Genomic DNA, 26,987 nt, shown 5'->3' with positions numbered 1-26,987 from the left:
TTCTATCAAAGGCGAGGGGCTGATGAATTAGCGAAAGACATGGTTTCATAATCGCAGGAAGGCCAGCAGTCTGTTATGGTCAAACAATTGATTTTACACTAGGCCAGCTGCTTGGCGAAACGTTGGATAAAATGAATCAGTTAAATGAACGCTCTAAAGAAATTGAACTCAAAATGTAATCGTTTAAATCGATTGGATAGGTGGGGGCAGGACGAAATGGAACAAAAAGGTGTTTTATTAGAAAGTGGAACGAATGAGCTGGAAATTGTTGAATTCAGTGTGGCTAATAACAAATTTGGCATCAATGTGATTAAGGTTCGGGAAATTATTAATCCAATCCCGGTTTTTTCGATTCCTCATGCTCATAAACATATTGAAGGCATTATTGAAATAAGAGGAGAGATTCTCCCGGTTATTAACATGGCCAGAGTATTAGGTTATCCTGACTCAGATCTTCCAGAAATGGATAAGTATATTGTCACTGAGTTTAATATGCAAAAAGTGATTTTCCATGTTCATGGTGTTGACAAAATTCATCGCATTTCCTGGAACCAAATTGAGAAACCAACCAATTTGTATCAAAATTTGGACAGCCAAATTATTGGTGTTATCCGCAAAGAAGACGGGATGCTGTTGCTTTTGGATTTTGAAAAGATTGTTGTCGATATCAATCCGGAAACAGGAATTAATCCTAACCGCTTAAAGCAAATTGAAAAGCGTGACCGATCGCAATATAAAATTGTCGTTGCTGAAGACTCAGCCCTTTTAAGAAAATTACTGTCAGATACTTTATCTGAGGCCGGTTTTCATAAAGTTGATTTTTTTGAAAATGGCAAGGATGCTCTAGATTATTTGGAAACCGCTATCAGCCAAGAACCAGATATAGAAAAAGCGGCTCAGCTTGTGATTACGGATATTGAAATGCCCGTTATGGATGGATTATTTTTAACGAAACAAATTAAAGAACATTCGACTTTATCGAAACTTCCAGTTGTCATCTTTTCTTCCCTAATTACCGATGACCTTCGTCATAAGGGGGAAACGGTTGGTGCCGACGCGCAAGTCAGCAAGCCGGAAATTGGCGAATTAATCAATGTGATTGACCAATTATTATAAAAAAGTCAAAATTTAAAAAAGGAGTCAACTATGAAAAAACTTTTTACTTCCATTTCATTTAAACTGTTGTTGTCCATTGCCGTTATTATTTTATTGATCAGCTCGTTAATTGGAACATTAAGTTATAACTTTGCCAAAAAAGAATTAGTGAACAGCGGAAAGTTGGATTTGCAACATATTGTCAACACAGCCATCCCTACCCTTGACTTATTAAACAAAGAAGTCGAAGCTGGAAATCTCACCTTGAAAGAAGCTCAGGAACAGGCTAGAGAAATATTAATCGGACCAGCAACGGTACAGGGAAACAGCAAAAGCTACGATTTTTCGAAATCCAAATTTCTATATAAAAAACAAGGCTACCTTTTTGCTTATGATGAAAAAGGAAAGGTAGAAATGCATCCAACCATCCCATACGGGGAAAATAAATACGATTTAAAAAACAGCAGCGGTGATTATGTGATTCGGGATATTCTAAAGGCTGCAATTGCTAAGAATCCAGATGAACATTATTATACATATTCATGGAAAAACCCGGGTGAAACGAAGGAAAGGGAGAAAATGGCTTATGTTGTTCATTACAAGCCATGGGGATGGAATATTGGAATTGGAGCCTACATAGATGAATTCTATGAATCTTTGAAAATCGTCAAGCTCTTGATCGCTCTTGTCTCGATTGCCGTTGCAAGCGTTAGCTTACTCGCTTTTTATTTTATGACAAAAAGGAAACTAAAGTTATTACACAAGATATCTGATACTTCTTTAAAAATTGCAAGCGGAGAATTGATGACGTCTGAATTTCCTGAGTCGGATGATGAAATCGGCAAACTTGGCGCTGCTTTTAACATCATGGTAAAAGAACTTCGCGGGATGATGACGGGGCTTCAAGAAACCAGTGTTCGTTTATTGGAATCCTCATCCGATCTTGCAGCTATTTCTGAAGAAACAACCGCTGGCAGCGAAGAGGTCAGCACTGCAATGGGGCAAATTTCAGCTAGTACCGTTTCTCAGTCAGAAGATATTGAGAACACAAGCAAACTGATGGAGCTAATGACGGAATCGATTCAAAAAATAAATCAGGAAAGCCGTGCGATTCTCGAAATTACGAATGGATCGAAACAAGCGACAGAGCACGGAAAAAATATTGTTTCCGTTCTCAAAAAGGCTAATTCCGAAACTGAAAAAGCATCAGAAAATATCAGTATTGGGATCACGAATCTTTTTGCAAAGATTCAAGATATTTCGCATATTACGGAAGCGATTCAGCATATTACGAAGCAAACCAATTTGCTGGCATTAAATGCAAGCATTGAGGCAGCTCGGGCAGGAGAACACGGCAAAGGCTTTGCGGTTGTTGCTGATGAAGTTCGCAAGCTTGCAGAAGAATCGAACGCGGCGACGAAAAAAATCCAGGAAATGATTGAAGGTATTGAGAAAGAAACCGAAACAACGGTCTTGTATATGGCGGAAACAGCCAATATAGGCCAGCAATTAAACGAGTCAGTCGTAAAAACGGAACAAGAGTTTGTTTCAATTGAGCATGCAGTAGCGCAAACCATTGCAGCGGTCGAAAAGTTAAACGCTGAGATTCAATCAGTAACGTCAGAGAATGATAAAATCATGACATTCATTCAAAATATCTCTGCCATTGCCCAGCAAACAGCCGCTGCCTCCGAAGAAGTCACATCTTCCATCGATGAGCAAGTTCGTGCAGTATCCAACGTTAGCACAGCTGCGGATGGCTTGAGCAGTTTAAGCGAAGAATTAAATCAATTGATTGGGAAGTATAAGTTTTCATAGGCAGTTAAAGGAAAGGCAGAATGAGAAAAAATCATTCCGCCTTTTTATTTTTTCCGCTGCACAACGGAAAAACGTTATCTGTAAATGAAGGTGCTTTTAACTTACAATAAATTCAAAAAAGGAATACATAAAAAATTTGGACAGTTTTTGGAATTGCTTTGGGAGTTAAACAGAATGGACGATTGGTCAAGTTTGAATAACGCCAGAAAATAAAGGAGCGAAATGAAAATGATTCATGAAAAATTGAAATCCTTTCCGAAAGGCTTTTTGTGGGGATCCGCATCTGCTGCTTATCAGATAGAGGGTGCGTGGAATGAAGATGGAAAAGGCGTTTCCAACTGGGATCAGTTTGTAAGAATTCCGGGCAAAACCTTTAAAGCAACAACGGGAGATGTGGCTGTTGATCATTATCACCGCTATCAAGAAGATGTCCGGTTAATGGCTGAAATGGGCTTGAAAGCCTATCGCTTTTCCGTTTCCTGGGCGAGGATTTATCCAAAAGGCAAAGGTGAAATAAATGAAAAAGGGATAGAATTTTATCACCAGTTGATTAACGAATTAATTAAAAATAAAATTGAACCGATTTTAACCATCTATCATTGGGACTTGCCACAAGCGCTTCAAGACGAATACGGCGGCTGGGAATCGCGGCAAATTGTTGAAGATTTTACGAATTATGCGGTCACGTTATATAAACAGTTTGGTGATCGTGTAAAGTACTGGGTTAGTTTAAACGAGCAAAATATATTTACAAGCATGGGCTATAAAACCGCCCAGCATCCACCCGGGTTGAAGGATGAAAAATTATCTTATCAAGTAAATCATCATGCCAACCTTGCCAACGCAAGTGCCATTAAGGAATTCCGTCAGTATGTTCCAGATGGAAAGATCGGTCCAAGTTTCGCTTATTCTCCGGCATATGCGGCAACATCTAAACCGGAAGATATCCTTGCAGCTGAAAATGCAGAGGAGTTTAACAGCCACTGGTGGATGGATGTTTATGCGTGGGGCACCTACCCAGAAGCCGCATGGAACTACTTGGAGGAAAAAGGTTTGACTCCGAAACTGGAAGAAGGCGATCTTGAGCTTTTAAAAGAAGGAAAACCAGACTTCATGGGCGTCAACTATTATCAAACAACTACTTTTGAATCCAATCCATTAGACGGCGTTTCCGAAGGCAGGATGAATACGACTGGGAAAAAAGGAACCTCCGGGGAGCGGGGAATTCCGGGGTTGTTTAAAACGGTTAAAAACGAAAATCTCGAAAGAACCAATTGGGACTGGAATATCGACCCAACCGGCCTGCGGATCGGTCTGCGCCGGATAACAAGCCGTTACCAGCTGCCGATTTTAATTAGCGAGAATGGCTTGGGCGAGTATGACAAGTTGGAGGAAGGGGACATCGTTAACGATGACTACCGGATTGCTTATTTGCAAACACACTTAAAAGCAGTCCAAGAAGCGATATCTGACGGTGTGAATATGCTGGGGTATTGCACTTGGTCATTTACCGATTTATTAAGCTGGCTGAACGGTTTCCAAAAGCGCTATGGTTTTGTTTATGTCAATCAGTACGAAGAAGGCGAACATGATCTTCGCCGGATTAAAAAGAAGAGTTATTTTTGGTACAAAGACGTTATTGCCCAGAATGGCGCAAATCTTTAAAGGCCGGACTTTATTTTACAAAATTGACAAAAAAAGCACCCTCCACAAGCAAGAAATCGTTCTGAGTGGAGGGTTTTTTAAGGTAAAATGGAATTGGCACATTTTTAAAAACAACCAGTTAGGAAAGGAATGGAAAGCAGCTTGGAAAAACAGATGATTTTTTTTGATATTGACGGTACCCTCCTCAATCATGAAAAAAGGCTGCCGGAATCTACAAAAATAGCGATCAATCGATTAAAAGAGCTGGGTCATGAACTGGCGATTGCAACCGGAAGAGCACCGTTTATGTTTAAAGATTTACGGGAAGAACTGGGAATCCATACGTATGTCAGCTTTAACGGCCAATATGTCGTCCATAATGGGAAACCTGTGTATCAAAATCCATTGGATCAAAAGGAGCTTCATCTTCTTACGGAATATGCAGTCGGCCGGAGAAATCCGATTATCTATGAGTCAGATAAACAATTGCATGCCAACATGGAATCGCATCCTTACATCGACGCTGGGATTGGCTCATTGCAAATAGCGGAAGAGCCAATCTATGACCCTTTTTATTTTCACGATCATGAAGTCTACCAATCTTTGCTTTTTTGCACAGCAGATGAGGAAGAAGAGTATCGGAAGCACTTTAAAAAGTTCGAATTTGTCAGATGGCATGAATTTTCTGTGGATGTATTGCCGGCGGGAAGCTCGAAAGCAAAAGGAATTGAAGCCTTAATGCACCACTTGAATCTATCAATGGATCAAGTTTTTGCCTTTGGAGATGGACTTAACGACATCGAAATGCTTTCGTTTGTGAAAAATAGCATCGCGATGGGAAATGCCGAAGAAGTGGTTAAAAAGGCAGCCAAGTATGTAACAAACTCGGTTGATGAAGATGGTATTTTAAAAGGATTGCAATTAGTGGGGCTACTCCGAAGAGTTAGCGGTGTAATTCATCTCAAATAAATGACTAGACTGGTGAGATAAATGAAAAAGATTGCTTTTTCAAAGGTAAAGGAAAGAGTGCTGTTTGTTTGGAATATCCCTTCTTTCCCAGTCCTTTTTCTGATCAATTTTATTCTTGGACTTTCTTCATCGTTTTTTGCTCCGTTTTCGTCCCTTTTTGGGCTCGATGAAGTAAAAATGAGCAATGTTGGTTTCGGGATTTTTATGACAATTACAGCGATCGGCGGGGTTGTGATCAGCAGCTATATTGCCCGGTTGTCTGATACGAATACAAGCCGAAAAAGGCTATTGGTGGTCACATCGTTTTCCGGAATGTTGGGATATGCACTGTACGCTTTTTTGCGCAACTATTTCGCTCTTGCCTTAACGGGATTTTTTGTTCTCGGTGTCACAGCTGGTGCGATTCCGCAATTATGGGCATATGCCCGGGATGCCCTAAAACAGGCAAACATCCCGAGTGAAGAAACGCCATTCATTATGAATATTTTTCGGATGTTTTTTGCGCTATCATGGACAGTGGGGCCGGCATTAGGTTCTTGGATTTTGATGAAGGTTGGTTTCGAAGGTTTGTTCTCATTTGTGGCAGCCGGTTATTTTTTGTCCTTTTTGACGATTGTCTGTCTGCTAAAGGACGTTCCAAAACATTCATTCTCAGTGAAAAAGGCGCCGATTGTCAGGAATTACGTAAAAAAACCGCATATTTTTGCTTATCTTGCCGCAGCCTTTTTGCTATCAGCCGCAACCTCGATCCATATGCTGAATACACCGCAATTTGTCACAAAGATTTTACATGGGACAGAAATGGATGTCGGGATTATTTTTAGCGTGCCGCCGATTTTTGAAGTCCCGTTTATGATTATCATCGGGGTGATGGCAACGAAAATCAATAATGCGATTTTGATCAGAATTGGCTTTGCCATCGCCTTTATTTACTTTTTATTGTTTGGATTGGTTCAAGCGCCATGGCAAATCTATCTGATTCAGTTTTTAAGCGCCGCGCAAGTTTCTATCACGGGTGGAATTGCCATTTCCTATTTTCAGGACTTCATTCCGGAGGCACAGGGAATCGCCACAACCCTTTATATGAACACAACTCAAATTGGTTCTACGATGGGATTCTTGTTGTTTGGCGTCATCACAGAAGTGATCAACTATAGAAATCTTATTACCATTTATACCGTTTTTGCAGGAATCGGCCTATTGTCCCTGCTTCTGTTTGGAAAAGAAAAACTGGCCAGCTCCAGCAGTGTAAAATCAAAAATTCAAGGATTGTAATGTTCAAGTTTTTTCTACTTTTTCCGATTGTATATGTCGATAGGATTCCGTTATGATAATTTATATGGAAAAAGAATTTCACAAATGATTTGAGGAGGGTTACGATGTTAGCAGCAATTGAGGCCGGGGGCACAAAATTTGTTTGTGCGGTTGGTGATGAAAAGGGGAATGTCGTTGAAAGAATTCAGATCCCAACAACGGTGCCAGAGGAAACGATGCCGCAAGTGATTGATTTTTTTAAAAAATACGAGATAGAAGCCATTGGTATTGGTTCATTTGGTCCGGTTGATGTCAATAAGGATAGTGCTACATATGGATATATAACGTCCACGCCTAAGCCAGGCTGGAAAAACTACCCGCTCGTGCAAACGATCAAAGAAACCTTTCCGGTGCCTATAGGCTTCAATACCGATGTGAATGCAGCTGCTCTTGGCGAAGCAACTTATGGCGCGGCGAAAGGGCTGGACAGTTGTTTATACATAACTGTTGGCACGGGAATTGGCGCCGGTGCGATTGTTCAAGGAAACCTGCTGCAAGGCTTAACCCATCCGGAAATGGGCCATGTTCTTGTCCGCCGTCATCCTGAAGATCCTTATCAAGGAAGATGTCCATTCCATAACGACTGCTTGGAGGGCCTTGCAGCCGGGCCGGCCGTAGAGGAGCGCTGGGGAGCAAAAGGAATTGAACTTGTTGAGCGCACGGAAGTCTGGGAGCTTGAAGGCTATTATATTGCACAAGCGTTGATGCAATATATTCTGATCCTTTCGCCGAAAAAAATTATTTTAGGCGGCGGCGTCATGAAGCAAAAGCAAGTTTTCTCTTATGTTTACAACTATTTGCAACAATTTTTAAATGGTTATGTTGATCTGCCTGAACTTTCAAGCTATATCGTCAGCCCGGGCTTAGGGGACAATGCGGGGACTGTTGGTTCACTGCTGTTGGCATCCCAAGCATTACAAGGGGAAAATGAATAAGATCTGGAGGAACGATACGTGCAGCCATTATTTTTAAAACCCGTTTTTAAAGAACGAATTTGGGGCGGAACCGCTTTGCAAGAAGAATTCGGCTACGAGATTCCTTCCGAAAAAACAGGAGAGTGCTGGGCTATTTCCGCACATCCGAATGGCCCTTCGATCATCGAAAACGGTCCATTTGCCGGCAAGCGGTTGGACGAGCTGTGGAAAGAACAGTCGGAACTCTTCGGCAACCCGTCCGAAGAAGTTTTTCCGCTATTGACCAAAATCCTTGACGCCAATATGGATCTTTCCGTCCAAGTACACCCCGACGACCACTATGCAAAAGAATTCGAAAACGGGGAGCTAGGAAAAACAGAGTGCTGGTATGTCATTGATTGCAAAGATGATGCTGACATCATCATTGGCCATACTGCCAAGACGAAAGAAGAACTCATTGAGCAAACAAAGCAAGGCAACTGGAACGAACTGCTCCGCCGTGTAAAAATCAAACCAGGCGACTTTTTCTATATTCCAAGTGGTACCATTCATGCGATCTGTGAAGGAACCGTCATTTTAGAGACGCAGCAAAGTTCGGACACCACCTACCGGGTTTACGATTACGACCGCCGCGACGATCAAGGCAACTTGCGCGAACTTCATTTGGAAAAAGCAATTGATGTAACCACCGTGCCGCATCAAGATGCTGAAAGCCGTCCGAGAATCGAGACTCGCGAAAATGCCGTCATCACCACCTTTATCGAATCGGACTTTTTCTCCGTCTATAAATGGGACATCAGCGGCCACACCACATTTTCATTTAACGACCAGTATTTATTGGTAAGCGTGATCGATGGCGAGGGTAAGCTTCTTCACGAAGGGGAAACATTTGATTTGGAAAAAGGGGTACATTTGATTGTGCCGGTAGGGTTTGGCGAGTTTGCGCTGGATGGGAAGATGAGGGTGATGGTTTCGAGGAGGTAGGAATTAAAAAAGTAGAAATGAAATTCCAATACAAGTGTTGATTTTGTAAAAAAGCGCCTCTAACTTTTTTTAGGGGCGCAAATTTGATAAGTTTTTCAATCATATTGTTATCGGAATTTCATCATTATTGATAAAGTTTTCCACAACAAAAGCGGAAACACCTAATGCAGTTGAGTATTTGGAAAGCTTGGAAAAACGCAATTCCACTTCTTTTTGATGAAATGGTAAGGTATGGTTTTCAATAGTATTGTGAATCGGTTGTTCTAGCCATAATTTTGCTTTCGCCAGACGATTACCAATAATGACTTGGTCAGGATTAAACGTATTAATAATATTGTTGATACCAAATCCTAAATAGTTGCCTATCTTCTCAAACAATGAGATTGCATTTAGGTCATGATTCTCAGCGGACTCAATTAATGTATCTAAAGTGATATTTTTTTGATTTGCCATTTTTAATAGGGCTTTTTCTGAAGCATACACTTCCCAGCATCCTTTACTGCCGCAGCTGCATTGCTTACCGTTCACTTCGATAATCATATGACCCATTTCACCCGAGAAACCATTTTTTCCCTGATATAAATTTCCGTTTAAAATAATTCCCACACCGATACCGATACCTGCACTAACATAGATGATATTCTCACCGTCCTGCCCCGCACCTAATTGTTTTTCACCATATGCACCGGCATTTGCCTCATTTTCAATGATAACAGGAAGCTGGAATTCATCCTCAATCTGCTTTTTTAGAGAAATATTCTTCCATCCTAGATTAGGAGCAAGTAGCACAGTTCCTTCCTTTTCAACAATACCCGGAACACCAATGCCAATACCAACTGCACCATAGCGGCTCTTTGGCAAACTTTCTAAGAGAGTTTGTATCAATTTTTGGACAAGTTCGGCTATAACTGGATAAGATGTATCAATAATCGTTTGATTCTGTTCAAATAGAATTTCACCTTTTAAATCCGTAAGAACACCCAGAATATAATTGACACCAATATCAATTCCTATGGAATAGCCGGCAACTTTATTAAAATGAAGCAGGACTGGACGTCTGCCGCCACTCGATTCTCCGGGGCCAGATTCATAAATCAGTTCCTCTTCTAACAACTCATTGACTAAGGAGGACACTGTTGCCTTATTGAGCCCAGTAACTTGGGCGATATCCGCCCTAGAAATCGGATCCTTCTCCATAACCATCTGTAAAACAAGAGATTTATTATTTTTTTTTACGACTTGTTGGTTCCAAGTTAATTGTGGCAAATTTAAAACTCCTTACGTTTGTTGGTATATATATTTTATCATAAAGTTTGTTTGTTGAATATACAAACTTTTATTTAGGTGGTATAATAAATACAATAATTCTATAGCAATATGAAAGGAGTAATATAATTCTTAAAAAATGTTAAGGAGTATTAAGCAAAGCTAATTTTACAAAATAACAGTATGGAAATAAAGGCTTGAAAACTATTCAATCTAAACAAGTGGATTGCATTGTATAAAGTGGGTAGATGGCTACTCTATATGACCGAAGTTAAAAAATTTTCACAAGCAATTGGAGAAAACTCTTATCTCAATCTTTTAATTTATTAGAAAAGCATTTCTAAAACATGATTGACACATGTGATTAATCGAATTCAAGAAAATTTGCAGTAGAACTAACAAAAAGAAGGTAGGGAACTGTATGGGAAAGAATATGTTTTTTAATGCGCACCACGCTCCTATCGGGGCTTTCTCCAGCTTTACATTAGGTTTTTTTGGTAACGGTGGCGGATTGGACTTGGAGCTCGGTCGTCCACCAAGGCAAAATGTGTATATTGGGGTAGAGTCAGCAGATCGAGAAGGAATATATGAAGCACTGCCATTTTTTGAAGTAGTAGACGATGAAAGTAAGCGCTATGATATTGAAAATATGGATCCAAATCCTAATAAGCCACGCCTTATTTTCCCTTTTTCAAAAGATGCGATAGAGCGTGATTTTCAGCTAGGGACCGATACCTGGAAGGCTGGAGACTTAACGTTTACAATTTATTCCCAAGCTCATCCTGTTCCGGATCCTTCTACAGCAACAGATGATGAAATGAAACAGGCCTTAATACCTGCTGTCTGGGCGGAGCTTACCATTGACAACACCAAAGGAAATAAAAGTCGCCGTGCCTTTTTTGGATATCAAGGCAGCGACCCATACAGTTCAATGCGCCGGCTTGATGACACATGTGATGGAATAGCCGGTATTGGCCAAGGAAGAATAACAGCTATTACATCTGCAGATCCTGAAGTAAAGTCAGCATTACACTTTAGTATGGAAAATATTTTAACAACACCATTTGAAGAGAATAGGACATTTGGATTAGGCTCGGTTGGAACTCTTATTATGGATGTACCGGCAGGGGAAAAGCGAAATTATCAATTTTCCGTTTGCTTCCATCGTTCTGGATATGTCACAGCTGGTATAGATGCATCCTATTATTATACAAGGTATTTTCCTAATATCGAATCAGTTGCTTCCTTTGCATTAGAACATTTCGAACAGTTTACAAATAGAGCAAAAGAGGCAAATCAATTGGTAATGGCTTCCGGTTTATCTGAAGATCAAAAATTTATGATGGTTCACTCTATTCGAAGCTATTATGGATGCACTCAAATGTTAGATATAGATGGGAAACCATTTTGGGTGGTAAATGAAGGCGAATATCGCATGATGAATACGTTTGACTTGACGGTTGATCAAATTTTCTTTGAATTAAAGATGAATCCTTGGACAGTAAAAAATGAACTGGATATGTTTGTGGAACGCTTTAGCTATGAAGATCGTGTCCGTTTCCCTGGAGATGAAAAAGAGTATCCGGGAGGTATTAGTTTTACCCATGACATGGGAGTGGCTAACACGGTTTCTCGTTCGCATTATTCTTCTTATGAGCTCTATGGATTAGACGGATGTTTCTCACATATGACCCATGAGCAGCTTGTAAACTGGGTGTTGTGTGCTGCGGTTTACGTGGAACAAACGGGAGATCAACAATGGCTAAACGATAATATGGTCATTTTTGTTCGTTGCTTTGAAAGTATGTTGAACCGTGATCATCCAGAAGCGGAAAAACGCAATGGCATTATGGGTCTTGACTCTACACGGGTAATGGGTGGAGCTGAAATCACTACTTATGATAGTTTAGATGTTTCTTTAGGTCAGGCGAGAAATAATATTTATCTGGCAGGAAAATCATGGGCGTCCTATATAGCCTTAGAAAAAATATTTGCTGAAAATAATCAAGGAGACTTGTCAACAGTTGCAGGTATACAAGCCGTAAAATGCGCCGAAACCATTGTAAGTCATGTAACGGATGGAGGTTATATACCTGCTGTTATTAAGGAAGGAAATGATTCGAAAATTATTCCTGCTATTGAAGGGTTAATTTTCCCTTACTATACCAACAATCAAAAAGCATTAGACCCAAATGGTCGATTTGGACCTTATATCAAGGCATTGAAAAAGCATCTGCAAACCGTTCTTACTGATGGAGTCTGTTTGTTTGAAGATGGGGGTTGGAAAATTTCTTCTACAAGTAATAATTCATGGCTTAGTAAAATTTATTTATGCCAGTTTATTGCCCGTCAGATTCTTGACTGGGAATGGGATGAAAAAGGGGCTAAAGCAGATGCTGCTCACGTAGCTTGGCTAACCCATCCAACTTTGTCTGTTTGGAGTTGGAGCGACCAAATAATTTCGGGGGAAATTGCTGGAAGTAAGTATTATCCTCGTGGAGTGACAAGTATTTTGTGGCTAGAAGAAAGTAAGAAGCACTACTGCTCTACAGAATGACTAAAACAATAGCTGTCTGTTTCAATAAGACAGCTATCTCTAAAAAATCTTTGTTTATTTAATAGACAAACTAATGAGGTGATGCTATACTTTAATTAAAGTATCAGACTGAAAATTCATTTTTGGTAGAAGTAAAAAGAACTTAATGTAAGCGATGTCAAATAAGGTTATTTTTAGGAGGAGATTCGTATGGCTTTTTTTGAAAATGTAAAAAAAATTCAATTTGAAGGTTCAGATTCAAAAAATTCCTTAGCATTTAAGTATTATAATCCTAAGGAAAAAATAAACGGAAAAACAATGGAGGAACTATTACGCTTCTCTGTTGCTTACTGGCATACTTTTACAGCTGATGGAACCGATCCATTTGGAGTTGGTACAGCCATTCGCCCTTGGGGTCATTTAACTGGAATGGACTTAGCAAAAGCGCGTGTAGAAGCTGCATTTGAACTTTTTGAAAAACTGGATGTTCCTTTTTTCTGTTTCCATGATGTTGATATCGCCCCAGAAGGTGCGACATTAAAAGAAACGAATGAAAATCAAGATGTGATTGTTTCGATGATTAAGGAATATTTGAAAACAAGCAAGACCAAATTGCTTTGGAATACTGCTAACATGTTTACAAATCCAAGATATGTCCATGGTGCAGCAACTTCTTGCAATGCCGACGTCTTTGCATATTCTGCAGCAAAAGTAAAGAAAGGTTTGGAAGTAGCTAAAGAACTCGGTGCAGAAAACTATGTATTCTGGGGCGGCCGGGAAGGTTACGAAACCCTTCTGAATACCGATATGAAATTGGAGCAAGATAATTTAGCCCGTTTCTTCCATATGGCAGTTGATTATGCAAAAGAAATTGGCTTTGACGGACAATTCCTAATTGAACCAAAACCAAAAGAGCCAACAAAACATCAATATGATTTTGATGTTGCTACAGGACTGGCTTTCTTACAAAAATACAATCTGGAAGATTACTTTAAATTTAATATAGAAGCAAACCATGCAACACTTGCCGGTCACACTTTTGAGCATGAACTACGTGTTGCTCGAATTAACGGGATGCTTGGTTCAGTGGATGCTAACCAAGGTGACCCGCTTCTTGGCTGGGATACTGATGAATTTCCTACTGATTTGTACTCTACAACATTAGCAATGTATGAAATATTGAAAAACGGCGGTTTAGGCAAGGGTGGCCTGAACTTTGATGCAAAGGTGAGAAGAGGATCCTTTGAGCCAGAAGACTTGTTCGAAGGCCATATTGCAGGAATGGACAGCTTTGCCATTGGTTTAAAGGTTGCAAATAAGCTAATTGAAGATAAGGTTCTTGACAGCTTTATTGAGGAACGTTACAGCAGCTACACAAAAGGAATTGGTTTAGAGATTGTGGAAGGCAAAACAAATTTCCGTGAGTTGGAAGCATATGCATTACAATTGACAGAAATTAAAAACCAATCTGGTAAGACAGAACGATTAAGAGCATTGGTAAATCAGTATTTGCTTGAGACTCTTTCCAGCGTAACTGTATAAAAAAATAATTACAACAATAAAAATGTGCTGGAATTTAAAACTTCCAGCACGTTTTTATAAAAAAGGATGATAGGAATGAAGTATGTAATTGGGGTCGACCTTGGAACGAGCGCAGTTAAGATTTTACTTGTTAATCAAAAGGGTGAAGTATGTCAGGAAATATCCAAATCATACCCATTAATTATCGAAAAATCCGGATATAGTGAGCAAAATCCCGAGGAATGGGTTAAAAAGACATCCGAGGGATTGACAGAACTGGTTCAACAATTTAATGGAAATGTTAAGGATATCGAGGGAATCAGCTTTTCCGGACAAATGCATGGCCTTGTCTTATTAGACCAAGATAAAAAAGTATTGCGAAATGCCATTCTATGGAATGATACAAGAACAACTGCACAGTGTCAGGAAATTTACAATGTTATGGGGAAAGAACGATTATTAGAGGTGACAAAAAACCCTGCATTAGAAGGATTTACACTGCCTAAAATTCTTTGGGTGAAAGAGCAGGAGTCACAAATCTATGAACGCTCACGCGTTTTCATGCTTCCAAAGGATTATTTGCGATTTAGAATGACTGGGAATATTCATATGGAATATTCAGATGCTGCTGGAACATTAATGTTAAATGTGGCAAAACGGGAATGGAGCACAGAAATTTTAAGTCTATTTAATATTTCACCCAAGTTTTGCCCGCCACTAGTAGAATCTCATGAATGCGTTGGAACCATTACTGCTGAGTTTGCAAGCACAACGGGATTATCAGAAGCAACAAAGGTATTTGCAGGTGGTGCGGACAATGCCTGTGGTGCCATCGGATCAGGAATTTTATCAGAAGGGAAAACTTTGAGCAGCATTGGAACTTCTGGTGTTGTCCTATCTTATGAAGAACGGAATGACCTCGACTTTAAAGGAAAGGTCCATTATTTTAACCATGGCGAGGAAAATGCTTATTATACCATGGGAGTAACACTGGCTGCTGGTTTTAGTTTAAGCTGGTTTAAAGAAACATTTGCTAATCAGGAAGCTTTTGATCAGTTTTTAGAGGGTGTCGATTCTGTTCCTCCAGGCAGTAACGGACTATTATTTACTCCTTACATAGTCGGAGAAAGAACACCTCATGCCGATTCAAATATTCGCGGCAGCTTTATTGGGATTAATGCTTCCCATGAGCGAAAGCATTTTGTCCGTGCTGTTTTAGAAGGTATTACGTTCTCATTGAATGAATCGATTGAGATTTTTAGACAAAATGGAAAAACTATTGATACCATTGTTTCCATTGGCGGCGGCGCCAAAAACGAAATCTGGCTGCAAATGCAGGCAGACATCTTTGATGCGAAAATTGAAAAACTTTCAAGTGAACAAGGTCCTGGAATGGGTGCAGCCATGCTGGCAGCCTATGGATGCGGTTGGTTTACTTCCTTAAAAGAATGTGCGGACAGATTTATTCAAACTTCTAAAACCTATTATCCTATTAAGGAAAATGTAGAAACCTATAAAAAGCTATTTGTAATTTATCAGCAAGTATATACACAAACTAAGATTCTTAATGACCAATTGACAGAATTTAGAAAATGAAAAAGGCTATTCGCAGTCTTGAGTGGGAAACTCTTCATTTAAACAACATACAAGGGTAGTAGTTTCAAATGAATTCGTCAAGGAAAGCACTGTTGGAATGCGAATTTTGTTTAATAGGCTTTCGCTGTATTTAATTTAATTTACAAGCGCGTGGTTTAACTCCACCGTCTTTAGACGGTATCAGCTTTTAGCCTTATTTTTATATGTCCATACTGAAGTTGAGGTGAAAGTATGGAGTATAAAAAGAACAGTCATGCAGTTTATGATATCAAGTACCATGTGATATGGGTTACAAAATACAGGTATAAAGTTCTGAATGGCCCAATAGCTCTGAGGACAAGAGAGTTAATTAGGCAGGGGTGCGAGGCGAGAGGAATTACGATCTTACAAGGAAGTGTTGGAAAGGACCACATACATCTTTTGTTGTCCTGTCCACCAAGTTTGGCGCCAAGCAAAATATTGCAGTATCTAAAGGGTAGGTCATCCAGGCTACTCCAAGATGAATTTCCAGAGCTCAAAAAAAGATATTGGGGGCAGCATCTATGGGCTAGAGGATACTTTTGTGCAACGGTTGGAACTGTGACAGAAGAAATAATCAGAAATTATATAGCAAACCAGTTCGAAGAGGGAGATAGTGAAATATTCAAGATTGAAGAATGAGTTTAGTCAAATTTAGTTTGCTTCAGCATAGGGACTTTAAGAAGACTTGAGTCTTAGATTACGACTTTAGTCGTCGACATTTATGTCAAAATCCACCTGCTTTAGCAGGTGGTCGTTTAAGTATTGTTTCTTTTTGTTTAGTGTATAAATAAAATATTTACCTAATTTAAGGGTTTTTAATTTTTTTTTCCTATCTGAAAGCGGTTTATTCGAATTTTTTTGTTATAACAGATAGAGAAGTTATTTTTAAAAAACCTATTTTTCCAATATTTTTGTAAGCGGATAAATCTATTTAAAATTTAGCAGAAAAGGAGTTCTATACATGGCTTATTTAATGGAATCAACAGTTCAACAAATGAAGAATAGCAATAACACGCAAAACATTCAACAAGACGAGTATCGAAAGCTCAGCCTTTCTGAACGGATCGGTTACGGTCTTGGGGATTTTGCACAAAACCTCGTATTTGGTACAGTCGGAGGATTTCTAGCTCTTTATCTGACTACCGTTAATGCTATTGGTACGGCAGCAGCTGGGTTCATCTTCTTGTTTGTACGTATCATCAACGTATTCTGGGATCCGATGGTTGGTACCTTTGTCGATAGGCATACATTCAAAAACGGTAAATATCGTCCTTGGCTTTTGATTGCAGGTATTCCACTTCTTATCTTGGCAGCGATGCTTTTTGTTCCAATTCCAGCAATTCGTGGTTCAGTACCAATAGCCTTTATCACATACTTCCTGCTCGACTTGGTTTATTCCGTTGTCAACATTCCTTACGGTTCGCTGAATGCTTCACTCACACGTGACCCTGAATCCGTAGATAAAATCACAACGACCCGTATGATGCTGGCTAACATTGCTAACCTTTTGGTTTACACAATGTTTCCAATGTTTATCCAATTGGCAGCACCAAAAGCTCGCTCACTCAAAGATACAGGTTTCTTTGGTCTTAAACTCAACATGGGTACTTATACGGATGCATCTGCAAGTAACGCTTGGTTTGGGGTTTACATGGTTTACATGGTACTTGGTGCTGTTGCTTTGTTCTTCTGCTACCGTCTTACTAAAGAACGCGTTATCGCAACTGCGGAACAATCTGCAAAAGTGAAAGCTTACGACCTATTCCTTGAATTGAAGAACAACAAACCACTTGTTATTCTAGGTTTCTTCTTCATGCTTGCTTTCACCTTCATGTTCTTCATGAACACTGTAAATGGCTTCTTTAACCAATACACGGTGAATCACTCTGACTGGATGGGTGCCATAGGTCTCATCGCCTCCATCCCTGGTATTGCTTTCCCAGTCTTCTGGCCAAAACTGAGGAAAATCTTTGGTAAAAAGGGATTCTTCCATTTCTTCCTTGGTATGTTTGTTGTAGGTGAAATCCTTACTTGGGTTTGGTCGTTAAAAGGTATGCAGGATTCACTTTTCCTTGCTTATGTTTCAACCTTCATCAAACAGTGGGGTCTCACTTCAGCTACTGGTTTCATGTGGGCACTCGTTCCAGAAGTTGTTTCTTATGGCGAAATGAAGTCTGGCAAACGTAACGCTGCTATCATCAACGCGATCATGGGCCTCTTCTTCAAGATTGGTTTTACTCTTGGTGGTGCCATTCCGCTCTGGTTGCTTGCCGCCTACGGCTTTAATGGAAATGCGGTGAAGCAAACAGCAAGTGCTCTTTCTGGTATTAATATGACTGCGATCTGGATTCCAGCAGCGCTTGCTATCGTATCAATGATTGTTATAGCTCTTTACCCACTTTCAGATAAAGACGTCGAAGACATCAATAAGCAACTCGATACTTCTCGTGCCGAAGCAAAAGTAACTGAATAAGGCTAGCATAAATATATTGCTGGACAACTATTTTCTATTAAAGAAATTTATGTATAAGAGCGTGTTCAAAAAGCCCTCAAATTTTTGAAAAAAACAAAAATGCACCTATGCGAAAAATGGTAAAATGGTAGAGACAAATAAACCAAAAATACCAATTTGCGAGGTGCATTTTCATGGATATGCAGTTAGAACTGCTTCCTTACCATTACTATAACACACTCGGTTTTGACGTGGAACTGATTGATTATATTAATTTGGTAGATGATTCAATTGTGTTAGAGAAAATTAACCCCCCTTTTTAAGATCGGTGGGCGTCCCCCTAAAGATCCGAGAACCTATTTCCGGATGCATTATCTCTACTTTACTCGTCCTGAAATCACGTCTTTTCGTCAGCTTTGCAAGCAACTTGTTGATCCGAAAAATCAGGCTTGGCGTAACTTTATCGGTACTCCCAACATAGAAGATGTACCTGTTCACAGTAGTTTGAGTCACTTTCGTAATGCCGTAACGCCAGAACTGTTTTATGACATTTTATTTGACCTTATTCGCCAAGCCTTGAAATTAGATGGTTTTTTACAAACAACCCTTGCAGGCATTGATTCGCGCCCCGTTTACGCACATGTAAATGGATACAAAAAGAAACGCTGTCGATGTGAAAACAAAGAAACCTGTGATTGCGAAAAAACGTACTCGGATCCTGATGCAAAAGTGGGAGTTCAGCGAAATAAGGCTAATCAAAACAAGTTTTTTATTGGCTATCGCAAGCATTCTATCGTGTGCCCCACACCTTCAGGCCCAATTGTCTTACTGTCGATTATTCTTCCGCCGGATACTTCTGACGTGAATGTCCTTCTCCCGTTGCTTGAAAAACTCAAGCAAATAGGGGATCTGAAAGTTGAATATCTCGCGGCTGATTTGGGTTATTTTAGTGCTGAACATCAGGCCAAATCCTTGGTTGAGCACGATGTAGCAGTTGTGACAGATTTCAAGAAAAATACAACGATTCCAGAAACCTGTTCCAAAGAAGGGAAGCCTGAATGTGAGGCAGGACATGAGCTAATCTGGGATGGATTTGACCGAAAAACCTATACGTCTTGGTTTAATGGGGACGAAAGCAAATGTATGTCCTGTCCACTGCAGGCAACTTGCGATAAACAGTTTAGTTTCTCTTTTGAAGAAAACCCGTTCTTCTATGGCCCGGTCCCACAAGGTTCTGAGCCACAAAATCAAATACTTCACTATCGTAAGCAAGTCGAGTTAGCCTTCGCTCATGAATCCAATCAGTTAGATTCTGTTATGCGCCACAAGAAAGTACCTGTACGAAAAACAGTAAGAGTTCAATCCTTTTTTATTATGAGAGATTTATTTCGAATGATTGAACGAATGATCAAGCAAGCCCGAGATACCCTTTTACCAAAGGATCATGTCGAAAAAATAAAGGAATTACAACAGATACAGATTGAACAGATGTCATTAAACTTCGCTGTTTAGTAAATCCCAGTCGAACAATTCTTAAAAAAGTTGTTTATGTCCAACCCCTATTCCGCATGTCACAAAAGCTCGAAATTTGAATTTATGTGTCTAGTAAAAGGAATTGCCACTCCTCTTGGTGAATCAATCTTTATGTCGTTCTAAATGGAGGGGTTTTTCATGTTTAACACCGCTGAAAGTATTCATGTAATCACTGCTCGCTCATCTGCTGTAATCGCCCGTTTTTGTGACTCGTTAGGTGTGGTTAACCACATCAACGAAGGAGTGTCTTGGGATCCTCACCGTTCTGAGATGTCCCCAGGGGAAGCCGTCAAAGCGTTAATCATCAATCTTTTGGTTAAAAGAGCACCATTGTATGGTGTTGAACGTTTTTACAAAGAGATGGACATACCAAATTTATTTGGAAAGACGTGGAAGCCAGAAGATTTTAATGATGACCGACTTGGGAGGGCGCTCGAAAAGATGACTCACAGTGATCTTCCAGGTATCTATTACGCCATCGCTCGTGAAGCGTTAGAAAAGGAAGGCATCATTCTGGATCAAGCCCATCTTGACACGACAAGCTTGTCTTTGCAGGGACACTGTGAACAGTCGGAGAAAGAAGGCTCTCTTCTCAAGATTGAGTATGGCCACAGTAAGGATCTTCGCCAGGATCTAAAACAACTCATGTTCGGACTTGGCAGTGTGGATGGAATCCCTTTATTTGCGGATGTCATGAACGGAAGCACATCGGATAAGAGTTGGAACGGAAACATGGCAATCCGAATGAAAGACTTACTTCCGAAGGAAACGCTGGATTCGATGGTAACGATTGCTGATTCAGCGATGGTCACCGCAGAGAACTTGAAACTTTATGGTGAGCGCCCGTTTATTAGCCGTTTCCCTGAGAACTTTGCACTTTGTAAATCACTGAAAACTAAGGCGTTTGAAAAGCAATCCGACTGGGTTCAGATCGGTAAACTGACGGATACCAAGAACGCGGCATCTTACCGGATTCAAGGAGTGACAGCTGAGCTGTATGATCGGGAGTACCGGTTTACGATTGTTCACTCCTCGGCTCTTGATCAGCGGAAACAAAAGAAAATTGATCGGCAGATTGCGGACGAGCAGTCTAAACTAGAAAAGTCTAGTAAAAACTGGAGCAGTTCGGAATTCCATTGTGAAGAGGACGCCGTTGCCCGACTGGCTGAATGTCTGAAGACAGCACCTAAATTTCATCAGATACATGGCAAAGTCGTACAAAAAGAACGAATAAAACGACGGCCTGGACGCCCATCCAAAACGGAAACAGCTACAATTGAACGCTACTATGTATGTGAATTTACACTTGAAAAGGATGAGAAACAGATTCAAAAAGAACGGGAAAGGGAAAGTACGTTTGTCCTCATTAGCAATGCGAAACGGGAACTGGTGCCCAGCAGCCTCGATATTCTAAAGAGGTACAAGCAACAGATAGACGTGGAGAATCTCTTCCGGGCATTGAAACATCCTTATATTTTGTACACGGGATTTACCTAAAAAACGAAGCCAGGGTTTTGGGCTTAAGCTACGTACTTGTTATTGGACTTTTGATTTATGCCTTGATGCAACGCAGAATTCGAGTGAAAATCGAGAAAGACAAAACGCCTATTCGCCTCTTCGGAAAGGATTTTTACCGGCCAACAGGTAAAACGATTCTGGATCAATTCAATAATGTAAGTGTGGTGGAAATTACGGATCCCATCTATGGTAAAAGGCGGATTTTGTCAGATCTTCCCGAAGTAACGCGCACGTTATTAAATTGGTTGGGCTTCGATGAGTCCATTTATTTGGATGAAAGTGGGCCTAGATAAACCCACTGTGTCGAACGATCTTGTCGAAGAATAGCGGAGGGAAGCCATTCAGGCCTTTCCTTTATTAAAGCACGTATTCAATCCTAACTAGATGTAAAAATAAGTCGAATTTTGATGTGGGTTTACCATAAAATTCGACATGATGTGATTGGCGGAATACGGGGTCCAAGGGGAAGTCTGCCCTTTTTTAGATGTAAATTCCACCTTTTTAACAGGGAAAGTAATATCGAACAAATAAATTACTTTTATTTCCATTTATGGAAGACCGGAAAATTTTCTTTTGGTTTTGAAAATGTTCAAAATACTCCTTTTTGAACATCCTCTTTAAGATCATTTTTAAAAAATTTAAAATTTACCAAGGGAGTAGTCTGCCCTTTTTTAGGTTATTCTTTTACAATAATTGCAAAAAACTTCAAGAAACCTCTTTTAACTTCAAAAACCCGCAAAGAAATCTTAATGAAATTTCCCTATTTTTCCATCCCCTCATTAAAATTCTAATTTGACGGAAGCTCTTAACTATCGTGGAGTGTTGAATGATTCGGTCTAAAAAGCATTTACCTGCATTAGCGGGGGTCGTAAAATTTTTTAAAAAACTATTGAAAAGCGCTTACATAATCTTTATAATAAAAATAAATCGATTTACTAAACCGGTTTAGTAAATCGATTTATCGAATTTAAAACGTAGAAAGGATCTTTTTCATGCAAAATGTGATTGTTCCGTTGAATGCTTTTGACAGATTAGAAGTGTTAGAGAAGGGGCAAGAATCCTTTATTGAGCTCATTGCACGATCAGGAGCTTTTGGAGTAGAAATTCGGCGTGAGCTATTGCCGGTTCAAGATCCATCACTTGAAAGGATCAAGAATGAAATTATCAACCATGGACTTTTTACCGTATACTCTGCTCCTATTGAATTATGGGAAAAGAATTATCAATTAAATGCAAAAAAACTGACAGAAGTCTTTCAAGAAGCGAGGATGCTGGGGGCAAAGTGGGTTAAGGTTTCACTTGGACACTTTAAGAAAGATGCTTCAAACATCATTGATCTTACAAACTTTTTAAACCAACATAATGAACTTCAGTTGTTGGTTGAAAATGACCAAACATCTTTTGGCGGTAGTGTTATCCAATTGAAATCGTTTTTTGAAACCGTTACCGAAGATCATGTTCCCATTAAAATGACCTTTGATGCTGGTAATTGGTATTATTCTGGCCAAAGTGTAGAGGATGCTCTCGATAAACTCTCCCCCTACGTTCTTTATCTTCATTTAAAACAAGTGGTGGATGGACTGGTCACCGTACCAATTCAAAAGGAAGGCAACCATAGCTGGAAAACGGTCATGAGGAATTTCCCGCATACGATGTTGAAAGCGCTTGAATTTCCAATTGAGCAGAAAGAGAAAACAAAAGACTACATCGAACTCATCTCAGAATTAGCAAGTGAAAGCGAGGCGATCAAATGAAACAGCTAGATGTGATTACTTTTGGCGAAGCGATGGCGATGTTTATGGCCAATCAGCCTGGTTTCCTGCACGAAAACAAACAATTTACCCTTGAGCTTGCTGGTGCGGAAACCAATGTTGCCATTGGCCTTGCTAGGATCGGCCTTCGGGTTGGTTGGGTGAGTAAAGTAGGAAATGATGCTCTTGGAAAATTTATTATGGAACGGCTTAAAAATGAAAACGTTGATATTGAACAGGTATCAATTGATGACCATCATCCGACTGGATTTCAACTGAAATCAAAAGTGGTGAAGGGTGACCCAGAGGTTCAATATTTCCGAAAAGGTTCGGCAGCAAGTCACCTTCAAATTTCCGATTTTAATGCAATGTATTTTTTATCTGCTAAACACCTGCATATGACAGGAATTCCACTAGCCATTTCAGAACAGGCAAGATCCTATGCCAAATACACCTTGGCTTTTATGAAAAATAACGGACGAACCGTCTCATTTGATCCAAATTTAAGACCATCTCTTTGGTCATCAAAAGAGGAAATGGTGGAGCAAATAAATGCTGTTGCCTTTCGAGCGAACTACGTGCTACCGGGAATTGCTGAGGGAGAGGTGTTGACTGGTTTTAGTGATCCACGTGATATTGCTTCTTTTTACTTAGAAAAGGGTGTGGAGCTTGTAGTGATTAAACTAGGTGAAGAAGGAGCATTTTATAAAACGACTTTAGCAGAAGGAGTGGTTCAAGGGTTTAAAGTGAAAGAAGTGCTGGATACGGTTGGAGCCGGCGACGGCTTCGCTGTTGGTGTCATCAGTGGATTGTTGGAGAACCTTTCGATAAAAGATGCTGTTATAAGGGGAAATGCGATTGGCTCTTTAGCTGTTCAATCACCGGGAGACAACGATGGGTACCCGACTTACATTCAGCTGCACAAATATATAGAAGAAAACTTAAAGGGAGTGAATTAACATGAAACAAACGATTGCTCGACAAAGATGGCTGCGCTTAATTCCCATTGCGTTTATCACATACAGCCTTGCTTATCTTGACAGGGCCAACTATGGTTTCGGTGCTGCAGCGGGGATGGCGAAAGATTTAAATATTACACCAGGCACATCCTCATTACTAGGTTCGCTTTTCTTCTTAGGCTATTTCTTTTTCCAAGTTCCTGGTGCCCATTATGCGGAAAAAAAGAGTGCAAAAAAGCTGATTTTTTGGTCTTTGATTTTATGGGGGGCATTAGCTTCTGTAACGGGTCTTATCACAAATATAAAATTATTATTCTTCGTTCGCTTTTCCCTTGGCGTTGTCGAAAGTGCCGTTATGCCTGCCATGCTCATCTTCTTAAGTCACTGGTTCACGAAAGCAGAGCGTTCACGTGCGAATACATTCTTGATTTTAGGAAACCCAGCAACGGTTTTATGGATGTCTATCGTTTCTGGTTATTTAGTTAATTCAGTAGGGTGGAGATGGATGTTTATTTTCGAAGGTATCCCTGCGATTGTTTGGGCGTTTTTCTGGTGGAAGTTAGTTGATGATAAACCAAAACAAGCAAAATGGTTAACAAGCCAAGAAAAAAGTGATTTAGAACAACAGTTAGAAAAAGAGCAACAGGGCTTAAAGCCTGTAAAGAATTATCGGGAAGCGTTTAAATCCAAGCCAGTTATTTTGTTAAGTATTCAATATGCGCTATGGAGCATTGGGGTTTATGGATTTGTTATGTGGCTTCCTTCTATTATTAAAGCAGCGCCAAACATGGGGATTGTCGAAACGGGCTGGTTGTCATCGGTTCCATATATTTTGGCTGTCATCTTAATGTTAGTTGCTTCCTACTTCTCTGATAAAACATTAAACCGCAATGCATTTGTCTGGCCGTTTCTATTACTTGGAGCAGTAGCCTTTTATATTTCTTATGCACTTGGAACCAATCATTTTTGGATTTCCTATATTTTATTAATCCTAGCCGGCGGTGCAATGTATGCTCCATATGGTCCGTTCTTTGCCATTATTCCGGAAATTCTTCCGCGAAATGTTGCCGGTGGAGCGATCGCTCTTATTAATAGTATGGGTGCCTTAGGCTCGTTTGTTGGCTCCTATGTAGTAGGTTATTTGAATGGAGCAACAGGAGGCTTTGGTGCATCGTATATCTTCATGGCTGGTTCTCTATTTCTTTCAGCCATTTTAACCGTTTGGGCAGTCAAGTCATCTAAAAAGCAAATGGAATCCGAAAATGTCACATTAGGTGCATAAAATCAAGCAACGGCTTTAGAGGTTACTCTAAAGCTACTAACCATTGTTAACCATTAAAGGAGAGATTTTTTTATGAGTATGGAGGAAATAAAAACTCGATCGGTGGTTGCCGTTATTCGGGGAGCCACACTTGAGTCTATTATTCCAATTGCAAATGCCCTAAAAGAAGGCGGTGTCACAGCTCTTGAAATTACAATGGAAACCCCGAAGGCATTAGCGATTATTGAAAAGACAGCTGATGTGTTTGGTGATGAACTGTTCGTCGGAGTTGGGACCGTTCTAGATCCAGAGACTGCAAGAGCAGCTATTATGGCTGGGGCAAAATTTATTTTTTCACCAACCGTCAACTTGGAAACCATTCAAATGACAAAACGGTATGGAGTTCTTTGTGTACCGGGGGCATTTACTCCAACCGAAATCTTAAACGCCTATGAACATGGTGCGGATGTGATTAAAGTTTTCCCGGCAGGTAGTGTCGGTCCAGGGTACTTTAAAAACATATCTGGTCCGCTTCCCCACATTCCGCTCATGCCAACAGGGGGCATTAACTTCCAAAATGCAAAGGAGTATATTCAGGCTGGAGCTGTTGCTATAGGGGTAGGCAAGTCTTTGGTGAATCCCACAAGGTCTATAACGGAAGACTATTTATTTGAAGTAACAAAAAATGCAAAAAAATTGATGGAAGAGATTCAGTCAGCACGTGGATGAGCAAATCCTCTATTTCTTTTTTTATACTGGAAAAACAGGGGATTTATCGCTAAAATGAAGTCATTGATGCAGATTAAAAGAGGAAGATCATATGGAAAAAGTAACAATGGCCGATGTAGCGAAAGAAGCAGGTGTCTCTAAAAGCACCGTTTCGCAATTTCTAAATAAACGATTTGAGTACATGGGTGAAAATACAAAGCAAAAGATTGAAGAAGCAATTGAACGGCTTGGTTATCAACCCAATTATATTGCCAGGAGTTTAAAACAAAAGCGAACCTCTATGGTTGGCATCATCGTTGCTAATATTTTGCACTATTTATCAACGGAGATTAGTCGTGCGATTGAGGACTTCTGCCAAGAATATGATTTACATGCCATCGTGTGTAACGCCGATGATAATCCAGAAAAAGAAAAGAGATATATTGAGATGCTGCGAGCTAAGCAGGTCGATGGTCTGATTATTTTTCCAACTGGGCAAAATAATGATTTATACGAGAGTATGATTAAGGAAGGCTATCCGGTAGTGTTTGTCGATCGAAAGGTAGAAAACCTTAATGCTTTTTCAGTATTAACCGATAACTTTATGTCAACTTATAGGGCTATTCAATCTTTAATTGAAAAGGGTCATCAAAACATTTCTTTCGCTGTACAGCCTCTAACGGTCAGTACGCGGCGTGATCGATTAAAAGGCTATAAAAAAGCTATGATCGATGCTGGTTTGAAAGTGGAAGATGATTATATTATTGAATCCAGCATTGATGAGATGAAAAGCAAACTGGATAAACTTTTTTCTTCAGATGCGAGACCGACTGCATTGTTTGCCGGAAATGACCGGGTTTTTCTTACGGTTGTGGAATTTTTAAAAGAAAAAGGACTAAAACTTGGAAAAGATGTTGAGCTGATCGTTTTTGACAATATTCCGTTTGCCCATTTAGTAGAAACACCGATTTCCTTTATTGTTCAGCCGGCCTCTGAAATGGGAAGAAAGGCAGCAGAATTGTTGTATGACCAAATCAACAAAGTAGAGCGGGAGCCAGAAGAGTTTGTGTTTCCAAGTCAGATGGTGTAGGCAAGTGCCTGACACCATCTAAAAATGATTTTTAGTA

Annotated in this window: 22 protein-coding genes; 21 read left to right on the top strand and 1 reads right to left on the bottom strand. The window is 40.0% G+C overall.

What is annotated here, in order from left to right; genetic code table 11:
- The first annotated feature begins 216 nt into the window (after positions 1 to 216).
- The 7 genes from ACQYAD_RS04500 to manA all read left to right on the top strand — a co-directional run bounded on the left by ACQYAD_RS04500 (position 217) and on the right by manA (position 8,738).
- Positions 217 to 1,116 carry a chemotaxis protein gene (locus tag ACQYAD_RS04500; protein WP_430235970.1) on the top strand — a complete coding sequence of 300 codons (900 nt, stop codon included), beginning with the start codon at positions 217 to 219 and terminating at the stop codon, positions 1,114 to 1,116.
- 30 nt (positions 1,117 to 1,146) lie between these two features.
- Complete coding sequence (locus ACQYAD_RS04495; protein WP_430235969.1) at positions 1,147 to 2,913, top strand: methyl-accepting chemotaxis protein; 1,767 nt, start codon at positions 1,147 to 1,149, stop codon at positions 2,911 to 2,913.
- A gap of 228 nt (positions 2,914 to 3,141) precedes the next feature.
- Positions 3,142 to 4,578 (top strand): glycoside hydrolase family 1 protein, encoded by a 1,437-nt coding sequence (locus ACQYAD_RS04490; RefSeq protein WP_430235967.1) that lies wholly within the window; start codon positions 3,142 to 3,144, stop codon positions 4,576 to 4,578.
- Between the two features lie 141 nt (positions 4,579 to 4,719).
- Positions 4,720 to 5,526, top strand: coding sequence for a Cof-type HAD-IIB family hydrolase (locus ACQYAD_RS04485; RefSeq protein ID WP_430235966.1), 807 nt, complete (start codon positions 4,720 to 4,722; stop codon positions 5,524 to 5,526).
- Between the two features lie 21 nt (positions 5,527 to 5,547).
- The gene (locus tag ACQYAD_RS04480; protein WP_430235965.1) at positions 5,548 to 6,801 is read left to right on the top strand and encodes a sugar efflux transporter; all 1,254 of its coding nucleotides are present in this window, start codon (positions 5,548 to 5,550) and stop codon (positions 6,799 to 6,801) included.
- Positions 6,802 to 6,905: 104 nt separating this feature from the next.
- Positions 6,906 to 7,775, top strand: a complete 870-nt coding sequence (locus ACQYAD_RS04475) for an ROK family protein (protein ID WP_430235964.1) — start codon at positions 6,906 to 6,908, stop codon at positions 7,773 to 7,775.
- Between the two features lie 18 nt (positions 7,776 to 7,793).
- Entirely contained in the window at positions 7,794 to 8,738 is a 945-nt protein-coding gene (manA, locus tag ACQYAD_RS04470; protein WP_430235963.1) for a mannose-6-phosphate isomerase, class I, read from the top strand.
- Positions 8,739 to 8,837: 99 nt separating this feature from the next.
- Here the strand turns inward: manA and ACQYAD_RS04465 are convergent, their stop codons facing one another.
- Positions 8,838 to 10,004, bottom strand: a complete 1,167-nt coding sequence (locus ACQYAD_RS04465; protein ID WP_430235961.1) for an ROK family protein — start codon at positions 10,002 to 10,004, stop codon at positions 8,838 to 8,840.
- Between the two features lie 421 nt (positions 10,005 to 10,425).
- Between ACQYAD_RS04465 and ACQYAD_RS04460 the strand changes: the two genes are divergently transcribed.
- From ACQYAD_RS04460 to ACQYAD_RS04395, 14 genes are all read left to right on the top strand, one after another.
- The gene (locus ACQYAD_RS04460) at positions 10,426 to 12,561 is read left to right on the top strand and encodes a glycoside hydrolase family 52 protein (RefSeq protein WP_430235960.1); all 2,136 of its coding nucleotides are present in this window, start codon (positions 10,426 to 10,428) and stop codon (positions 12,559 to 12,561) included.
- Positions 12,562 to 12,750: 189 nt separating this feature from the next.
- Positions 12,751 to 14,082: a xylose isomerase gene (gene xylA / locus ACQYAD_RS04455; RefSeq protein WP_430235959.1), complete on the top strand. Its 1,332-nt coding sequence runs from the start codon at positions 12,751 to 12,753 to the stop codon at positions 14,080 to 14,082.
- A gap of 75 nt (positions 14,083 to 14,157) precedes the next feature.
- A complete protein-coding gene (xylB, locus tag ACQYAD_RS04450; RefSeq protein ID WP_430235957.1) occupies positions 14,158 to 15,657 on the top strand; it encodes a xylulokinase in 1,500 nt (499 codons plus the stop codon).
- 231 nt (positions 15,658 to 15,888) lie between these two features.
- Complete coding sequence (gene tnpA / locus ACQYAD_RS04445) at positions 15,889 to 16,317, top strand: IS200/IS605 family transposase (protein ID WP_430235955.1); 429 nt, start codon at positions 15,889 to 15,891, stop codon at positions 16,315 to 16,317.
- 322 nt (positions 16,318 to 16,639) lie between these two features.
- Positions 16,640 to 18,151 carry an MFS transporter gene (locus tag ACQYAD_RS04440; RefSeq protein ID WP_430235954.1) on the top strand — a complete coding sequence of 504 codons (1,512 nt, stop codon included), beginning with the start codon at positions 16,640 to 16,642 and terminating at the stop codon, positions 18,149 to 18,151.
- 173 nt (positions 18,152 to 18,324) lie between these two features.
- Positions 18,325 to 18,453 carry a hypothetical protein gene (locus ACQYAD_RS04435; protein WP_430235952.1) on the top strand — a complete coding sequence of 43 codons (129 nt, stop codon included), beginning with the start codon at positions 18,325 to 18,327 and terminating at the stop codon, positions 18,451 to 18,453.
- A gap of 1 nt (position 18,454) precedes the next feature.
- Complete coding sequence (locus tag ACQYAD_RS04430) at positions 18,455 to 19,642, top strand: transposase (protein WP_430236105.1); 1,188 nt, start codon at positions 18,455 to 18,457, stop codon at positions 19,640 to 19,642.
- 159 nt (positions 19,643 to 19,801) lie between these two features.
- A complete protein-coding gene (locus ACQYAD_RS04425) occupies positions 19,802 to 21,160 on the top strand; it encodes an IS1634 family transposase (protein ID WP_430235950.1) in 1,359 nt (452 codons plus the stop codon).
- Positions 21,161 to 21,177: 17 nt separating this feature from the next.
- On the top strand, positions 21,178 to 21,474 hold the full coding sequence (locus ACQYAD_RS04420) for a hypothetical protein (protein ID WP_430235948.1): 297 nt from the start codon (positions 21,178 to 21,180) through the stop codon (positions 21,472 to 21,474).
- 699 nt (positions 21,475 to 22,173) lie between these two features.
- Entirely contained in the window at positions 22,174 to 22,935 is a 762-nt protein-coding gene (locus ACQYAD_RS04415; RefSeq protein ID WP_430235946.1) for a sugar phosphate isomerase/epimerase family protein, read from the top strand.
- Positions 22,932 to 23,891: a sugar kinase gene (locus ACQYAD_RS04410; protein ID WP_430235944.1), complete on the top strand. Its 960-nt coding sequence runs from the start codon at positions 22,932 to 22,934 to the stop codon at positions 23,889 to 23,891. Before ACQYAD_RS04415 ends, ACQYAD_RS04410 begins: the two co-directional genes overlap by 4 nt.
- 1 nt (position 23,892) lies before the next feature.
- The gene (locus ACQYAD_RS04405) at positions 23,893 to 25,173 is read left to right on the top strand and encodes an MFS transporter (RefSeq protein WP_430235942.1); all 1,281 of its coding nucleotides are present in this window, start codon (positions 23,893 to 23,895) and stop codon (positions 25,171 to 25,173) included.
- A gap of 72 nt (positions 25,174 to 25,245) precedes the next feature.
- A complete protein-coding gene (locus ACQYAD_RS04400) occupies positions 25,246 to 25,881 on the top strand; it encodes a bifunctional 4-hydroxy-2-oxoglutarate aldolase/2-dehydro-3-deoxy-phosphogluconate aldolase (protein ID WP_430235940.1) in 636 nt (211 codons plus the stop codon).
- A 91-nt stretch (positions 25,882 to 25,972) separates the two neighbouring features.
- Positions 25,973 to 26,950 carry a LacI family DNA-binding transcriptional regulator gene (locus tag ACQYAD_RS04395; RefSeq protein WP_430235938.1) on the top strand — a complete coding sequence of 326 codons (978 nt, stop codon included), beginning with the start codon at positions 25,973 to 25,975 and terminating at the stop codon, positions 26,948 to 26,950.
- Positions 26,951 to 26,987 lie beyond the last annotated feature (37 nt).

It is taken from the genome of Neobacillus sp. SM06, from assembly GCF_050496765.1.
In the GTDB taxonomy this organism is placed as follows: Bacteria; Bacillota; Bacilli; order Bacillales; family Cytobacillaceae; genus JAEVLT01.
Note: the sequence above shows the minus strand (reverse complement) of the source record. Positions and strands in the feature narration are given on the sequence as shown.

Excerpts from the sequence above, each read along its gene's own strand:
- ACQYAD_RS04425 (WP_430235950.1), top strand. The coding sequence starts at position 19,802 with ATGTTTAACACCGCTGAAAGTATTCATGTAATCACTGCTCGCTCATCT.
- tnpA (WP_430235955.1), top strand. The coding sequence starts at position 15,889 with ATGGAGTATAAAAAGAACAGTCATGCAGTTTATGATATCAAGTACCAT.
- ACQYAD_RS04435 (WP_430235952.1), top strand. The coding sequence starts at position 18,325 with ATGGATATGCAGTTAGAACTGCTTCCTTACCATTACTATAACACACTC.
- ACQYAD_RS04490 (WP_430235967.1), top strand. The coding sequence starts at position 3,142 with ATGATTCATGAAAAATTGAAATCCTTTCCGAAAGGCTTTTTGTGGGGA.
- ACQYAD_RS04405 (WP_430235942.1), top strand. The coding sequence starts at position 23,893 with ATGAAACAAACGATTGCTCGACAAAGATGGCTGCGCTTAATTCCCATT.
- ACQYAD_RS04410 (WP_430235944.1), top strand. The coding sequence starts at position 22,932 with ATGAAACAGCTAGATGTGATTACTTTTGGCGAAGCGATGGCGATGTTT.
- xylA (WP_430235959.1), top strand. The coding sequence starts at position 12,751 with ATGGCTTTTTTTGAAAATGTAAAAAAAATTCAATTTGAAGGTTCAGAT.
- ACQYAD_RS04400 (WP_430235940.1), top strand. The coding sequence starts at position 25,246 with ATGAGTATGGAGGAAATAAAAACTCGATCGGTGGTTGCCGTTATTCGG.
- xylB (WP_430235957.1), top strand. The coding sequence starts at position 14,158 with ATGAAGTATGTAATTGGGGTCGACCTTGGAACGAGCGCAGTTAAGATT.
- ACQYAD_RS04480 (WP_430235965.1), top strand. The coding sequence starts at position 5,548 with ATGAAAAAGATTGCTTTTTCAAAGGTAAAGGAAAGAGTGCTGTTTGTT.
- ACQYAD_RS04500 (WP_430235970.1), top strand. The coding sequence starts at position 217 with ATGGAACAAAAAGGTGTTTTATTAGAAAGTGGAACGAATGAGCTGGAA.
- ACQYAD_RS04475 (WP_430235964.1), top strand. The coding sequence starts at position 6,906 with ATGTTAGCAGCAATTGAGGCCGGGGGCACAAAATTTGTTTGTGCGGTT.
- ACQYAD_RS04440 (WP_430235954.1), top strand. The coding sequence starts at position 16,640 with ATGGCTTATTTAATGGAATCAACAGTTCAACAAATGAAGAATAGCAAT.
- ACQYAD_RS04415 (WP_430235946.1), top strand. The coding sequence starts at position 22,174 with ATGCAAAATGTGATTGTTCCGTTGAATGCTTTTGACAGATTAGAAGTG.
- ACQYAD_RS04395 (WP_430235938.1), top strand. The coding sequence starts at position 25,973 with ATGGAAAAAGTAACAATGGCCGATGTAGCGAAAGAAGCAGGTGTCTCT.
- ACQYAD_RS04495 (WP_430235969.1), top strand. The coding sequence starts at position 1,147 with ATGAAAAAACTTTTTACTTCCATTTCATTTAAACTGTTGTTGTCCATT.
- ACQYAD_RS04460 (WP_430235960.1), top strand. The coding sequence starts at position 10,426 with ATGGGAAAGAATATGTTTTTTAATGCGCACCACGCTCCTATCGGGGCT.